This is a genomic window from Rhizobium sp. AN6A (assembly GCF_900215635.1).
Lineage (GTDB): Bacteria > Pseudomonadota > Alphaproteobacteria > Rhizobiales > Rhizobiaceae > Agrobacterium > Agrobacterium tumefaciens.
The window spans coordinates 25,063-40,023 of record NZ_OCNC01000003.1 but is presented as its reverse complement, the minus strand read 5'-3'; the positions used below and the strand labels follow the sequence as shown (position 1 = coordinate 40,023).

General features: G+C 56.6%; 13 protein-coding genes and 2 pseudogenes. 7 read left to right on the top strand and 8 right to left on the bottom strand.

What is annotated here, in order from left to right:
* Positions 1-35: 35 nt before the first annotated feature.
* Positions 36-4,478, bottom strand: coding sequence for a putative Ig domain-containing protein (locus CRO62_RS04120; protein WP_097099318.1), 4,443 nt, complete (start codon positions 4,476-4,478; stop codon positions 36-38).
* Positions 4,479-4,956: 478 nt separating this feature from the next.
* Complete coding sequence (locus tag CRO62_RS04115) at positions 4,957-5,745, bottom strand: DUF4394 domain-containing protein (protein WP_097099317.1); 789 nt, start codon at positions 5,743-5,745, stop codon at positions 4,957-4,959.
* A gap of 204 nt (positions 5,746-5,949) precedes the next feature.
* Between CRO62_RS04115 and CRO62_RS04110 the strand changes: the two genes are divergently transcribed.
* Positions 5,950-6,495, top strand: a complete 546-nt coding sequence (locus CRO62_RS04110) for a sigma-70 family RNA polymerase sigma factor (protein WP_097100375.1) — start codon at positions 5,950-5,952, stop codon at positions 6,493-6,495.
* Entirely contained in the window at positions 6,492-7,196 is a 705-nt protein-coding gene (locus CRO62_RS04105; protein ID WP_097099316.1) for an anti-sigma factor domain-containing protein, read from the top strand. The genes CRO62_RS04110 and CRO62_RS04105 overlap by 4 nt, the downstream gene beginning before the upstream one ends.
* Before the next feature lie 121 nt (positions 7,197-7,317).
* On the opposite strand, the gene bdcA is transcribed toward CRO62_RS04105, so the two are convergent.
* Positions 7,318-8,025 carry an SDR family oxidoreductase gene (gene bdcA, locus CRO62_RS04100; RefSeq protein ID WP_179784453.1) on the bottom strand — a complete coding sequence of 236 codons (708 nt, stop codon included), beginning with the start codon at positions 8,023-8,025 and terminating at the stop codon, positions 7,318-7,320.
* A gap of 81 nt (positions 8,026-8,106) precedes the next feature.
* Between bdcA and CRO62_RS04095 the strand changes: the two genes are divergently transcribed.
* Positions 8,107-8,703, top strand: coding sequence for a TetR/AcrR family transcriptional regulator (locus tag CRO62_RS04095; RefSeq protein ID WP_097099314.1), 597 nt, complete (start codon positions 8,107-8,109; stop codon positions 8,701-8,703).
* Between the two features lie 69 nt (positions 8,704-8,772).
* Here the strand turns inward: CRO62_RS04095 and CRO62_RS04090 are convergent, their stop codons facing one another.
* Both CRO62_RS04090 and CRO62_RS04085 read right to left on the bottom strand, forming a co-directional pair.
* A complete protein-coding gene (locus tag CRO62_RS04090; protein ID WP_097099313.1) occupies positions 8,773-9,258 on the bottom strand; it encodes a cupin in 486 nt (161 codons plus the stop codon).
* A 468-nt stretch (positions 9,259-9,726) separates the two neighbouring features.
* Positions 9,727-9,963, bottom strand: coding sequence for a GNAT family N-acetyltransferase (locus CRO62_RS04085; RefSeq protein ID WP_323455473.1), 237 nt, complete (start codon positions 9,961-9,963; stop codon positions 9,727-9,729).
* Between the two features lie 59 nt (positions 9,964-10,022).
* Here CRO62_RS04085 and CRO62_RS27600 point away from each other — a divergent pair.
* The 3 genes and pseudogenes from CRO62_RS27600 to CRO62_RS04075 form a co-directional block, all read left to right on the top strand.
* Positions 10,023-10,171: pseudogene (locus CRO62_RS27600) on the top strand (TraM recognition domain-containing protein); the annotation flags it as partial.
* Positions 10,172-10,399: 228 nt separating this feature from the next.
* A complete protein-coding gene (locus tag CRO62_RS04080) occupies positions 10,400-11,803 on the top strand; it encodes a hypothetical protein (protein ID WP_143539381.1) in 1,404 nt (467 codons plus the stop codon).
* A gap of 96 nt (positions 11,804-11,899) precedes the next feature.
* Positions 11,900-12,385, top strand: a complete 486-nt coding sequence (locus CRO62_RS04075) for a hypothetical protein (RefSeq protein ID WP_097099311.1) — start codon at positions 11,900-11,902, stop codon at positions 12,383-12,385.
* A gap of 216 nt (positions 12,386-12,601) precedes the next feature.
* Here CRO62_RS04075 and CRO62_RS04070 read toward each other — a convergent pair whose 3' ends face one another.
* Both CRO62_RS04070 and CRO62_RS27595 read right to left on the bottom strand, forming a co-directional pair.
* Complete coding sequence (locus tag CRO62_RS04070; RefSeq protein ID WP_097099310.1) at positions 12,602-13,132, bottom strand: hypothetical protein; 531 nt, start codon at positions 13,130-13,132, stop codon at positions 12,602-12,604.
* Positions 13,133-13,157: 25 nt separating this feature from the next.
* Positions 13,158-13,409 carry a hypothetical protein gene (locus CRO62_RS27595; protein ID WP_323455472.1) on the bottom strand — a complete coding sequence of 84 codons (252 nt, stop codon included), beginning with the start codon at positions 13,407-13,409 and terminating at the stop codon, positions 13,158-13,160.
* 494 nt (positions 13,410-13,903) lie between these two features.
* Between CRO62_RS27595 and CRO62_RS27360 the strand changes: the two genes are divergently transcribed.
* Positions 13,904-14,260, top strand: coding sequence for a hypothetical protein (locus CRO62_RS27360; protein WP_210201851.1), 357 nt, complete (start codon positions 13,904-13,906; stop codon positions 14,258-14,260).
* 30 nt (positions 14,261-14,290) lie between these two features.
* Here CRO62_RS27360 and CRO62_RS04055 read toward each other — a convergent pair.
* Positions 14,291-14,944, bottom strand: a pseudogene (locus tag CRO62_RS04055) (IS3 family transposase); the annotation flags it as partial.
* Between the last annotated feature and the right edge of the window lie 17 nt (positions 14,945-14,961).

The following is a 14,961-nucleotide window of genomic DNA, read 5'->3' as shown; positions in this document are numbered from 1 at the left end:
TATCAGACGATTGTGATGGTGACGAAGCCTCTGGTCTAAAACTTTTTGCTGACACCCACTCTTGCACCAGCCGAGGTTTCCCCATCGCCTTCAATGTTAAAAAGGAGGCCGGCGTCAATGGACCAGTTTTCCGCAGTCTCAACTGTTACTCCCGTGCTGAGGGAGCCAAATGCGCCTTCTCCATCCAGCCTCGAAACACCAACTGTTCCGCCGAATTTCGGTGTCATGATGGAACCATTTTCAAGGGAAATCTGGCGCGCAATCTCGGCGCCGAGGCTGACACGCAGTTGCTCTTCCTTAAAACCGCGAAGCTCGATCAGGTCACCAACGTCATTGCCGACTGTATAGTTTTCGATAGTCTCGGATAGATAAACACCTCGAAATTTGGGCGTGAAGGTCGTGACGTCATTGATGTCCCAGCGTCCCGAGATCGACGTGTCGAAAAGCCAACGGCTGGTATCGAAGGATCCGTCCCAGAAGGGTGTATCGATGTCGTTCGCAGAGCCGCCATACAGCAGGCTGGTGTCCCAGAAAACGCCTCTGGCGATTTCAAACGAGGCATAGGGGCCAAGGAGCCAGCCGTTACCGGTCAACTCGTTGTCACCGTTCGTCGGATCCGTCATCCGGTCGAAATGGAAGGAAAAACCAAGCAGTGCCTTGTCGGAAAGCAAATAGTCCACACCTGCTGAAACCATGGCGAAGCTGCCCCATTTGCTTCCCGATTCATCCCGGTTGTGAACGAGGAACGAGCCGTCAAGCCAGATGTTGAAAAGCGGCATTTCCGCTCTCGTCACGCCATCGGCGTTGTTTCGGGCAGCTTCGATCTGCGCAAGGCTGGTGGCAAAACTCAGAACCATGCCCTCTCCGGAAGGCATTGCACGTGAAGTGACGGCACTGGTGGCGTTGACCATCTGTCGCCGTTCAAGAAGGCCCGGCACCTTGATCGTTGACGCGATGATGTTCTGTCTGGCACGGACAAATCCATGCACGAGATCATTTATCTCGTCTGCCACCTGTGCAGCATCGTAACCGAGATTATAGGTGACGGTCGCCTGGTTGGAGGCACCCAGTGCACTGACGAGACGAAAACCCACCCGGGCTTGACCCGAGAATGCGGGATTGGGGATGAATTTGAGGTACAATCCCGTCGCCTGCGTACCGCCGGCCTGAGCGAATTCGCCGTTCACGATGCTTGCCCGACCGGCGTTGGCAGGACTGACAAAGGTGAGATCGGCGCCGGCGAAGGGACCGCCCGTGGCGCCTGTGGCGAGATTGATATTCGGCGGTGTTGCGCCCGGCGCTACGCTGATCTCCCGGTTGGCGACGTTGATTTCGCGGGTCTTAACTTTCAGCGTATAGGCTGCTGCAGCGGTTGCCCCTCGAGCGTCCCGCACCTGAACGGTAAAGCTATAGTCACCCTCGGTTTCGGTCTCCAGCGGACCTGTGAGTTCGCCGGTTGAAAGATTGAGGATCATACCTTTTGGCAATGTACCGCCGGCAAGGCTGTAGAGCAGAGGGTTGGTGCCGCCGGAAGCCGTGATGGACTGGCTGTAAGCTTCTCCTGCCATCGCTTCCGTCAAAGCTCCGCCTGCGGGTGAAAGGGCGAGGGCGCCCGCTGGCGGTGTAACTGTGATCGTGACCGTGGCGGACGAATTGCCCGAAGAGTTGCTCGCCGAATAGGTAAAGCTGTCGGTGCCGGAATAGCCGCTGCTCGGCGTGTAGGTAACACTGGTGCCGATTACGCTCACAGTTCCGTGTGATGGGCCGGTGATAACAGCGATTGTGTCCAGCCTGCCTCCCGATATGCCGAGAGGTACGGGATTGCCGGTACTATCTCCGACGACGGTGACTGTGCTGTCGCTTGCGACAGGCGCGGCAACCAGGACAGCTATGGTGTAGGCAGCAGAAGCGGTAACGCCGTTGGTGTCGCGTGCGGTGATATTAAAGCTCGCATTTCCTTCCGTCGTCGGATTGCCCGTGATCTCTCCGGTGGCGGAATTCAGGTTGAGGCCATCGGGCAGCGCGCCGCTGCTCGTATATTGATAGGGTGCATTGCCGCCTGATACTGTGACGGTCTGGCTATAGGGCATATCGACGAATGCATCCGTCAGCCGTCCTGCGGAGGGAGAGAAGACGAGTGTCGTCGCCGTGACCAGAACCGTGACGGTTGCAGGCGCAGACACACCGCTCACATTCGTTGCCGTATAGGTGAAACTGTCCTGACCCGTATATGCCGATCTTGGCGTATAGGTGATCATGGTTCCGGTTGCTGTCGCGTTGCCATTGGACGGAGCCGTGGCGATGGCGACGCTGGCCGGGTCTCCACCCGTCACATTGAGAGCGATGACGTTGTTGGACGAATCAGGTGCGACACTGACCGAGACCGCATTGGCGACAGGTGCCTGTGGATTGACGGTGAACGAGCGCGTGATCTGGCCCGCAGGAAGATAATCGCTGTCGCCGGGCTGATCCGCATTGATCGTACATGTGCCTGTAGAAACAAAGGTCAGGAGGCCACTGCTTGTAATTGTGCAGGTGCCGGTCGTGACGGAAGTAAAAATCGGAGTCAATCCGGAATCGCTGCTAGCCGTCAGCGTGGGCGTCGTTCCAAACGTCTGCGGCCCCGGATTGTTGAACGTGAGCGTCTGTGACGCTTTCGGAGTGACGCTGTTTGATTGAACGGAGGCGACACTCTGACCGGCAGCATTTTCGGCGGTAACCGTGAACGTGTAGCTTTGGCCGTTGGTTAGGCCTGTGACAACGATGGGGCTGCTCCCCCCTGCTACCGGCGCGACATCTGCGGGGGTCGCTGTCACGATGTAACCCGTGATCGCCACGCCACCGTTGCGTGGCGGCGGCTGGAAGGATACGGCCGCCTGGGTGTCACCGGCGGTTGCCATCAGGCCCACCGGCGCATCAGGCAGAGTGAATGCGACACTGATGGAATAAGCGCGGCTGCCAGTCTGGCCATTTACATCGGATGCGGTGACTGTGAAGTTATAGGTGCCCGACAAGACCGGCGTGCCGGAAAGCTCGCCTGAGGCAGCCAATGAAAGGCCCGGCGGCAGCGAGCCCGTGCTCACTGAGAAGCTGTGTGGTGATGCACCGCCCGAGGCTGTTAGGGTCTGGTTGTAGGCTATGTCATACGTCGCATTGGGGATGGAAGTGGGACTTATATCTATCACGGGTGCCGCGATGGATACGGAATAGGATTGTTCTCCGGTCGCCCCACCAGAGTCCGTTGCCGTCACGGTAAAACTGAAATTGCCGGTCTGAGTTGGAGTGCCGGTCAGCTCACCGTTGCTGGAAAGAGAAAGCCCGCCCGGCAGCGTGCCTGCTGAGACCGCAAAGCTGTAGGGCGCACTACCGCCGCTCGCGGCCAGGCCCACCGGACCATAGACCTGTTGATAGGCTGGATCGGCAATCGCGACCGGGGTGATTTTGACTGGGTCGTATGAGACCGAATTGTCCGAACTCGTCGACGCCTCGTTTGCGAGGCCGGCCGGTGTCGTGACACTTCCGGCTGGGATCGTTGCAACAACGGTTCCGGCCCGATTCATGCCCGACACCGCCACCTGATAGGTTGCACCGGAACCAGAAATCGTGGCCGTGGTGGCGCCGGCCGTGCCGGACAGCTGCACATCGGCACCGGAAAAACCAACAATGGGTTTGTCGAAAGCGACGTCGAACAGGATCGGCGACCGGGACGTCGGGTCCGCTTGCGCTGTTGCCTGATTGATCGTCACAGTCGGTTTGGTTTCGACCGTGTGATTGGAGCCGCTTGCGGAAGATGTGCTGCAGCCACTGCCACCTGTGTAGGAAGCGCTTACCGGATATGTTCCGGATGACAGGCTCGTCGTCCGGAAGGTAGCGGAAGATGCCGGGCTCACCGGCCCGGTCGGCGCCAGACCGAGATTGGCCGATTGGGAGCCGATGGAAATGCTGACGCTCCCCGGAGGCGATTGGCCGGCATTACAGCCCATGGAGGAGACGGTTGCCGTGACTTCCACCTCTTGGCCGGGCAAGGATGGGTTGGGCGAAGACGTTACCGACAGGACGACAGGCCCGCCTGCTACGGCGCGTACGACGAGCGTATTGCTGGTAAAGCTGAAAGAATGTCCGCCCACCCGGGTGCCGGAGAAACTGGCGAAATCCGAAAACTGCCCGGCCATGACATCCAGTTCGTCGACGCGGTAAGCCGCAGTACATGTCAGCTTGTTGGGCCATTCAAGACCGCTGCCCACGCTGGGACAGGACACGACTGCACCCTTGATGGACGTGGTTGTGGGATTGATGCTGGTGATGGTGTAGGAGCCGGGATCAATGACGTAGTCGAAACGGATGTTATCGCCAAGGCCATTGAACGTCGCAGGGACGGCCGAAACCGTGACGGACTGGGCAAGCGCCTGTGTCACTATGACAAGGAGAAGCGAAAGAGCGATGGCGCCCGTTCTGGATATCGTATGAAGACACGACACCGCACGACCTGCAGCGTCTTTACACGAGCTCAACCTGCCACCCATCATGCCCCCCAGCATTAGAATATGCGCATAAACTTTTAGTAGCAGGTATTTAAATAGATCACATGGAGTCAACCACTGGGTGAAAAATATCTCGAGTTAGACACGCATTTCGAACCGGGTGTGCCGTATTTGTGTCTGCCTATGGAAAGAAAGCGAAGACGCTATGGTACGCGATACGGCAAGACTGAGGGAACTGGTAAGGTGCCGCGGGGACTTATCGGTTCTTTGACGGCGGTGGGTGTATGTGTCAGTGTTATCAATATTTTCGTTGGCTTACGCTCGATCGTTAACGGACGACTGTCATACACCCCCAACGATAAGATCTGTTTCCGAATATCTGATCGTCAACATTACCGATTAAATAAAAGAGGCCGGCCCGCATAACCGGACCAGCCTTTCTCGGATAGCGCAAACGCGAGCCTACGACCCCCAATCACATCGCGGGAAGAATAGTCATATCGCGCAAGTCGTTGTCTGCGCCTGTGATCCCGCCGATTTCGCTTGCTGCGCCGGTTTCGAGGTTGACGGTGTAGAGCGTGTTGCCGGCGGCCAGGTATGCGGTGTTCTTGCCGCCTTCCTCGCCGTGGATATCGAATGCGTAGGTTGCTGGCATGTCCTTGAGGCCGAGCTTGCCGATTGCCTTCAGTGTGCCGTCATTCGGCTTCGTCTGCTGAACCAGGGCGCCGATCGTCGCGTCGATATTGTACATCGCCGTCTTTTCCGGCTTGCCGATCGAGTTGGTATAGGCGGCGGCAACGATGTTTGGCGTTTCTCCCTTGTGCATGTCGCCATCTTCAAAAGCCAATGTTCCATCAACCGTCACAGCGCCGGTATCTGGATGCACGCGGTGATTGGTCGTGCCGGTCATGAAACGCAGACGATCCGCTGCCGGGTTGAAATCGACCACAACAGGCGCTTCGGTCATGGTCAGCATCTTGTCCATCTTGGCCACATCGGTTGCAGCACCTGTCTCAAGGTTGATGGAGACGATGCGGTGGTCCGGCGTCACACCGATGACAGTCTTGTTCCCGGGGCGAAAATCGATACCAACGAGCTTGTCGACGCCGGTGACATCCATTGTCTTTGTGACGGCTGGCTTGTCAGTGTCGAACATGACGAGCGTCTTGTCGCCGGTCAGCCCGAGGACCGGTGCTGAAACCGAGATGCTTGCCGATGCTGCGAAAGCGGCGGAGGCGATCAGAGTGGAGCGGATGATATTCATGGTGTTTCTCCCGTGCGTTGAACCGTTCGGAAGGCGTCCAGCGTTTGGTTTTCGACGCTTCCACAATTCAAGACACCGGGCAGGGTACATTTGGATGCAGGCAGCGAAAAAATATTTGCAAGATGCATCCATATGCCGCCACGATGGGTATTATGCCCAAGCCGGCCGTGCTGGCGATCAGACGTTGAAAGGTTTCAAATGCAGATGGGCTCCGTGCCGGACGATCTAGACAGGGCGCTCACTGCCTGCGCAAAAGGGGACAAAAACGCATTGCGTGCGATTTTCGATCGCGAGGCAGGCCGGCTGATTGCAGTGGCAGAGCGCATCGTCAAGCGCAGGGAACTGGCGGAAGAGGTGGTGCAGGAGAGCTTCGCGCGCATCTGGACCCATGCGCACCAATACCGGGCAGACCAGGGGTCGGCGCGCGGTTGGATTTACGCGATCGTCAGAAACCGCGCGCTTAATCTTCTGCGCGACAGCAGGCGTGAACTCCCCGTGGAGGATGTTGAAACGCTGCGCGATGGCGCGCAGGCAGATGAAGTGTTGGCCGCATGGCAGAAGCTCGATCGGAATTCACGCCTTTATGAATGTCTCGGCGGTCTTGAGGAGACAAAGAGACAGGGCATCCTGATGGCCTACGTGGCCGGATATTCCCACGGCGAAATCGCTGGCCGGTTGCGCATTCCGCTCGGAACGACGAAATCCTGGATCAGGCGCGGCCTTTCGGCGCTTCGGGAGTGCATGGCATGATGATGGAGCGCAAAGATATTCCCGCCATCGCCGATGACTATGTATTGGGCTTGCTGGAGACCTCCGAAGCCACGGCTGTTGAAGCAGCAATGGAATCGGATGGCGAACTGCGGGCGGCAATCGCGGCCAGCCGTGAGCGTTTTCTGCCGCTCGATACCACCGTCGAGCCGGCAGCCATCAAGGGAGAATTGTGGAACAACATCGAATCCCGCCTGCCGCTCCAGTCGACATCCGCATCCCTCAAGCCCACCCACACGGCAAACGACAACAGCACAAACCGCTGGCGCGCCATTGCCGTGTCCGCCATTGCCGCAACCGTCGTGCTCGCCGCCGGCCTTACGCTTAGCCTGACACGGCCAACGGAGCCACTGGTGATCGCAGTCCTAGTCAACGAGACAGGTGAGGTTCAGGCCGTTGTTGAGGATTTTGGCAACGAAAGAGCAATCGTACGGATGCTAGCCGATTTTGCAGTGCCTGGAGACAAGACGATCCAGGTATGGACATTGCCCTCCAGGGAGGTTGGCCCGGTTTCGCTCGGCTTGATCGATGGCGTCCGTTCAGCGCGTCTCGATGGACCGGCCTTGCCGACCCCCAGAAGCGACCAGCTCTACGAGATCACGCTTGAACAGGAAGGCGGATCACCAACAGGAAGGCCAACCGGCCCGATCCTGGCAAAGGGCTTCGCCCGAATGCCGCGATAGATCGCCCAAAGGCAAAACCGATAAGATCGCGGCGAAATTTCCTTCGCCGCATTCTATTCGCCGGTTTCGGGCAATAGCATCGTGATGTCCCGAAACCAGCCGCAAACAATCAGGCAATCTATCAGGCGCCAAATGCGCCATCGATCGTGTGCATCGCGCCCGTCACAAAACCGGCTTCAGGCCCGGAAAGCCAGGCCACCATGCCGGCCACTTCCTCCGGCCGTCCATGGCGCTTGAGTGCCATGAAGCTGTGCATCAGGTCTTTCATCGGCCCGTTTTGCGGGTTCGCGTCGGTATCGATAGGGCCGGGCTGAACAACGTTGATGGTTATGCCGCGTGGCCCGAAGTCGCGTGCCAAACCGCGCGCCAGCCCCTGCAAGGCCGATTTGGAAACGGCGTAAGAGGCCATGCCCGGCACCGGCATCCGGTCTCCATTGACCGAGCCGATAACGATGATCCTGCCACCGTCAGGCATTCGCCGCGCCGCCTCCACAGAGGCGTGATAGGGCGTCTGGATGTTGATCTGAAACAGGCGGTCGATGGCATCAGGGTCCTGATCGAGAGCATCGCCAAAAATAGCAATCCCCGAATTCACGATCAATATGTCCAGAGGACCACTGTCACGCACGACGCGGATGACTTCGTCGCGGTCAGCGCTATCCGCCCGTATGGCAGTGCTGCCCGTCGCCTTCGCCAGCTCTTCCGCCGCACCTTGAGATGCACCATAGGTGAACGTTACCTTTGCTCCTTCGTTCGCAAACCGCCGCACGATGGCTGCGCCTATGCCTCGGCTGCCGCCAAGAACCAGAACGGATTTTCCTTCAAACATTAGCACTCTCCATGACCTTGAAAATTAATTTAATGATCGATACATAAATAGGGAACAGCGCACTCGTCAAGATATTATGTAATGACTGATACAAAATACATTCGCTCCCGCGGCCGTCCGCGCCGTTTTGATCCTGATCAGGCTGTGGCCACAGCCAAGCAGCTTTTCCACGCGCGTGGCTTTGATGCTGTGGGCGTCGCGGAGATTACCTCGGTGTTAGGCATCAACCCGCCAAGCTTTTATGCCGCTTTCGGCAGCAAGATGGGCCTCTACAAGAAGGTTCTGGATCTCTATGCCGGAACGGAAGCAATTCCTCTTGCCGATATTCTGCGGCCGGATCGTCCGGTTGGCGAGTGCCTTGCATCGTTGCTCGAAGATGCGGCAAGACGCTATGCAGCTCATTCCGCAGCCCCTGGTTGCCTCGTTCTGGAAGGCACGCGCTGCGATGATGAAGAGGCGCGTGCCGCAGCCAGCGTTTTTCACGCGGCGGCGGAGGGCGTGATCCGCTCCTATATTGCCGCGCGCCATCCGGAAGAGGCTGAGCGTCTGGCGGATTTCGTGAGTTCGAGCATGGTCGGTCTCTCCGCCATGGCGCGGATTGGCCGCGACGTGGAGCGACTCCTGAGTATTGCGCGCGTTGCGGGGGGAGCGGTGAAGCAGGAGCTTTCCAAGGCTTGAATCTCGGAGCAGTCTCAATACTTCTTATTAGTGAAGGAAGCTGGCAGGTTTCGTAAACCCGGCTCATTCTCACCAGAGATCGATCAGGCCACCTGATGCTCCGTGCACTGGATCGGTTGTCGGCTTTGGTAAAGACTTTATCTGTGCAAGCATCGCACTGGTTGGTGCAGACGTCTGAATATCGGCCTCCTGGCCGGGTGGATAAGCGCCGACAACCTGAAAATGCGCAGAGGATTTCAGCTTCATGTGGCCCGTACCGGCTGGCAACACCAGACAGTCACCTTGCGTAACGTGCAAGGTTTGCCCATCCGGTCCGCCAATCTGCAACGTCGCTTCACCGCCCCCCACGCCCAGAACTTCATGCGCGCCGCTGTGGTAATGGTGATAGGCAAACACACCATTGCGCCAGATGCCGCGCCATCCGTTTCGTGCGAACAGTGCCTCGAAAGCAGCGGAATCGAATGGCGAGCCGACTTGTCGATAGATGATGACAGGGAAGGTCTGGTTGTTGGGGATCCGACAGCTTGGATCGAAAGTGATTTTTTCAACTTTCATATGAATGTTCCTTGCGTATTTGGTCGGCTTAAGACCCTTTAAGCTAGCTACCACTTATTCCGCCGCCAGAGCGAGGTTGGCCAGCCATTCGCGCTACGATTGGATAAACGCGCCGGCGCAGCAGTTCCATCAGTGACTATGATAGCGCTCTCAGCATTCCTTTATTCAAAATTTAAATCGAATTCCATCGGAACGTCTTCAGACGCCAAGAAGGCCGGCTAGGTCTACGGCACCACTGTGATTGCCGAGGAGGACTTTGCGCGTCGGTAGGGCGTCGCAGGATGTTTCCTTCCGTGGCTGCAACCTAATTACCTCCATGAGATCGCGGCGATGTCCGACCCGGAATTCAAGCGCGAGGATGACCGCTGGCCCTATTCCTGCGCCATGCTGAGGGAGCTGATTAAGCGCGCGGGCAGATCATAGAGCCTGAGTGACGTCCGCGATGGATAACGCCGGTTGTTAGGGATATCATTTTTCGCTGATATAGAGATAGCGATCCACGAGCGTACCGCGGAGCCGTTTCTGATAGATTTCTTTCCTGTCGTGCACGCGTTGCGCAACCTTTTGCGAGGGTATGTTGTCCGAGCTGGTGATACTGACCACTCTGCGCAGACCAAGATTTTGAAAAGCATAGTCGCGGCAGGCGATCGCCGCCTCGGCTGCAAAACCCTGTCCCCAGAATTCGCGCCAAAAACCGGATTTCATCCAGTTTTTCAAGTTCACCGCGTTCTTTAAGGATCGCCATAGTGGTGGTGAGTTCTCCGACAAAGCCGGCGACACCGGTTCTCTATCTGCTTGATCAGTTCGCATTTGGCACCAGTCGAACGCGCGATGGGTCTGATGGCGGGCTATGGTGTCCAGCTTTGGCCCATCCTCCAGGACATCCATCAGTTGCGTGCCTACATACGGTCACCATCCTCTCGCGTTAATCATGCCAGCCGACTTTGCTTTACAACATCAACTGCCGGCAATAGCGAATGAGGTATCCTGACACTACCGCTTTACGTGGAAGCACGAGAGTGGATTTCGGACGATCTCAACCGCGTCAGCCTTCCTCTCAATTCAAGGACAATCGCACTTCGCCAGGGCAGAGAGCGACAGATGCGATGAGTTCTGCATTCGTGCATTGCTGGCTGGCTCAGTGGAAAAGGTGATTGTAGCACGGACGATCCCCGGGCAAATGGAGCTAGAACCACAGCAGAGCGCAAATGCGTTTCGGTTTGAGAGAAGGCCAGTCTGCCCGGTTGCCCAGGAAAAATTTAGTCCAAACGCGCTAGTCCAGCCTCGCCCGGCGCCACATACACCGCCGATCCGAGTCAACGATGTCGTTAGTCTGAAAGCAAGCCAGGGGCTATGTCTCATCAGCGAACACGCCACGCTTTCCGAAGCGGACCTCGTGGTCACACGACAACAGGTCAAGAGCCGCGGTTACTCATTCGAAGGTGAACAGCTCGGCTACGACGATGCGCTTTCGGTATACAGGTTAAGTGCCCATGCCAGAGACGCGATGTCGGCATCGTTTCGTGAAATCTATCGGCAAACTGAGGTACAATACCGTACGCTCGGATATTTGTTGCTGCCTGTCCTACAAGGGGGCGGCTGGGATAAGGAAATTGGTTGGTGGCAAATCGATCGGCAGTTGAGCGGGGGTGAACGGCCTGTGAACCGCGAAGAAGCCTGGAGTAGATTTCTGACTGGTACGCTTGGGCTCGATTTGACAGTCGACGCCAGCGGTATCGAAGAAGAGATTGCTGCCAATATCGAAGCTGCGATAGCGGCCCGGCGCGCACCATCGGCTGGGGAGTGGCGAGCTTACACGGATTATCACAACAGTCTGCCGCTGGTCGACGAACTCTCCAAGCCGGCATTTGATCTCCAGCTTAAAATTCTGGCAGATCCGATATTGCCACCAGCTCCGCGTCTCGGTCCACTGGTGTACGACGCGCGTGAGAACGAACGGGCGGCGTTGCCGGTGCTTGCAAGCGAGATGATCAAACGTGCTCTTGCCGGTAAAACCTGGCCGGACTCGATTGGGGTCACTTTAGAGCAGTCACTAGAGAACCTGAGCAGTGGCATTGCGGCTTTGCCTGATAAATACCGCGAGCCGTATATTGTCGAGATGGTGCGGCTTTCCGAGCAACCGGAAGCACGGCGCTGGATGAGGGGAGCGTTGACGAGACTTCACGTCTACGGGGAGGCAACCGTTCCCGCAATGTTGAACCTGATTGAAGCCGGCTTAACAGAAGGAGATGCTATTTCTCAGAGCGACAATTTTCAGGCCTACCTTGCTGGTCTACAAGGGCTCTGCCTAGCGGGTGGCTCCGCATCATCCGCGCTCCCGCAACTGCGCAAGTGGCTCTCAAGCCATCGCCTTTCTCTGTCTGGCAGAACCGGCGAAATTCTTGCGATTGCAATGGCAAAGATGGGAGCGCAACCGAGGGAACTCCGGGAGGCCTCTTCTGTTACGGATGGCGGCAAAGAGCGAAGCCAATTTGTGAGATATTTAGAGCGCAGCCTGTCGAGTGATCGTGATTGCCAAGTCTGAGGGCATTAACCCGGTTTTACCCGGATCGCTGTGGCGTGACCGAAAGCCATTCTCGTCCTGTGGCCAGACAAACCGGTTCGAAAATACGGGGTTCTTATGATGTTTTTTGCGACCAGGTACGTGATTTTAGTTCTGTTGATTTCCTTGGTAGCGTTTATCAACTCCAGTCCAGAGAGCATCCGCGGAAATGTCGGGGGGAAGGTTTTCAACGTCGCCTACTACAGCGTTGCGGCACTTTTGATTTACTGCATTCTTCTGTTTCTGGCGTCGTCCGCCGTCAGCTTTTTTACAGGCAAGAACAGATTTTCGTTGAGTTTCCAGACCGTATTGCTGGCTGACATACTGTTTTTGTACGCAATGCTAGAGGGTTCCTCTCTGCTGTTTCTGACTGAAAACTCAAGCACCGTTTCTGTTGGAGGGTCGCAAGGAGAATTGGTGCGAAATGGGCTGAAGACGATCCTCGGGTGGAGGGACGCCGCTGAGAACGCAATCAGCGGCATACGCTTCGCAATTGCCCTGCATTTCCTGTTCTCGATTCACAACTACATGGCAGCAAGAACAGAACTGCCTGGAAGGCCGTGATCAGTGGAATCCGTGATTGAGACCACAATTGGGGATCGGGAAGTGGTTGCTGACAAGTTACCCCTTGGCCGACGTTAACTTCAGTGCTTTGAATAACTACATCTTTGGGATCACCTAAGTTAGCTGTCGTCGGTTTGATACCCAAGTTAGTCAGGAGCAATGTCCAACCGCATCGAGCCATCGGGCACTCTTTCGTGGCCTCCAGACATCAACGCGTCACCTTTTGACCGAGGAAGTTTCGACCCACACGTTGAATGGCTTCTGCGGCCCCATGGTTGTAGCGAGTATCACCGCCATCCAAGTATTATTCGGCCGTTCTACTAGGAAGGCAGTTCCGCTGGTCCTGATTTCTTTTGTAACTGTATTCTCGGAGCCTTGAGATAGAGCTGTCTCGAAGGCGCTAAACTCGTCCGTGGTACAAATCATTGCTTCTTCACCAAGCTTTGCGAGGGCCATAACGAAGTTGAGTTCGCAGTGCGAATAGGAAAAATCTTTGAAATCTCGATACCCTATGAAGAACTCTCGCCCGTTCGGCATGGTGTAGACGGCACTACCGGTTGTCGGGAGAGATTCCGACGGAGGAGAAAGAACTTCGACAGTCCAATCACCCTTCTTAACGCCGTTCTCTAGCTCACTTGCGCTTGCGCCACTCGCCACGCAAAGTTTCACGACGTCATCGAGAGGGCAAGCAACGGCGGACCCGTCGGTCGATGCAAAGGCAATTGATAAAGTGATTAAAAAGCGCACGCGTCTCTCTCTACAAGACCTGGCTTCAGACGCCACCTAGCCGATATTTCGGTGGAAGTTCGGCGGTCGGCAGATCGTCGGCCTTGAACTGCTTACCGGTGGACCATGGAAGCATGTTAAGTGCCACACCAATCCCCGCGATAATTGCCGCAACTAAGGGTCTAGTACCCAATTTTTTCAAGCCAGCAAGTTTCAAGCCAGAAAGAAGAGCTCCGAGCGGTTTGATGATCAAAAACGCGATCAACAAGAACGGTAAAGAGACGAGGGCAAGCGCCATCGGTATCGCCTCCTCCAGCATTGGGTCACCGCCGCATCTGAGGCGAAGACGTGCGTTATGAGTGACTGCAAAGGGTATCAGTTCCTCCATGAACCTAACGTAGTCGGCGGATCGATCGACGCGTGTCTCTCCCTGCCAATCCAGCGAGGATAGCTGTATTGATGTAAAGAGTGTCCGCAAACGCGCGCTGTAGACCGGAAAACCAGTTGAGCCGACCCCACTCGTCACGTGAAGGTGCAGGAACCGAAAGGAAGTCCACGGGATGAGGCTAATGGAGTGTCCTCGCCGCACCGAAAGGCCTTTGGCGTCGATGACGTAGGCCGTCGTGACCATCGTGAATCCCGGGCTTTGATAGGGCCTCGGGACTTGCGTGCTAAAGCTGTAGGAAGGAGGGGCGTTCGTCTGCAATTGAGAGCCCTCGTGCGTTCCAAATGAAGAAGTCGGGCTAACCCGGCTTTCATCACTCATTAGAACGGCCAGTAGCTGGCGATGACTTGATACCATTGCTGTGGATGGACCCAAGCGATATCGAGCGCTGCGCACACCAAGAATACCACGATGAAAAGAAGGGCAGCCACAAAAATCGCTGGGATTATAGTATCGCTATCATGCGCGAATTCGTCCGCCGCTTTTTGCTCGTGGACCATTTGAAGCAGGCATTTTCCGTTCATCTTACCGTTCCTGGTCGTCTCGATCGCGCTTCGCTTTGCGTTCCTGCCTCAGTCCATCAGGGCGGTTCAACTGCCGTGCCGCAGGCTCCATCTGTAAGGCTTCACCCTCTCGAACTGTTGCCTTTTCTTACCACAGGGCGCGCGCCGGAAGAAGTCTCCGAACCGCCCCAAGTTTCTTGACCAGCGGAGGCTAGAGTTTTCCGGCTTCATTCAGGGAGGCGGGCTGGTTGAGCCTCCTGATTTCATCAGCGAGATCGGCAACTTATTGCCGATCGCACCATGCGGCCGAAACTCATTATAGTCTATACGCCAATCCTCCATCTTTTCGCGGGCATCCGCAAGGGTGAGGAACCAGTGCTGATTCAGACATTCGGCGCGGAAGCGGCCATTGAACGCTTCAATGAACGCATTGTCGGTCGGCTTGCCCGGGCGTGAGAAGTCCAAGGTGACGCCTCTGGCGTAGGGCCCAAAGGTCAAGATTGCGAGACACGAACTCAGTTCCCTGATCGACACGGATCGTCTTCGGATAGCCAACTTTCCGGCATACCCGTTCCAAGGTTTGCACGACATCTTCACCTCGATAGCTGTGACGTGGATCAAGCACCGGCACATAGCGCGAGAAGGTGTCGACCACCGTTAGCACCCGCAGTTTCTTGGCGGTCGCGAGTTGGTCGTGAACGAAGTCCATGGCCCAGACATCGTTCGGTCCAACGGCCATTGCCGATCTTCCCGCAGCTTCGCTTTGACCCGTCGCTTCGGCGTCTTGTTACGCAGTTGCAGGCCCAAGTCTCTGTAAATGCGATAGGTTCGCTTGATGTTGGTCCCCCAACCCTCGCGCTCCAACAGTACATGCACGCGACGGTACCGATCCAATGCAACCC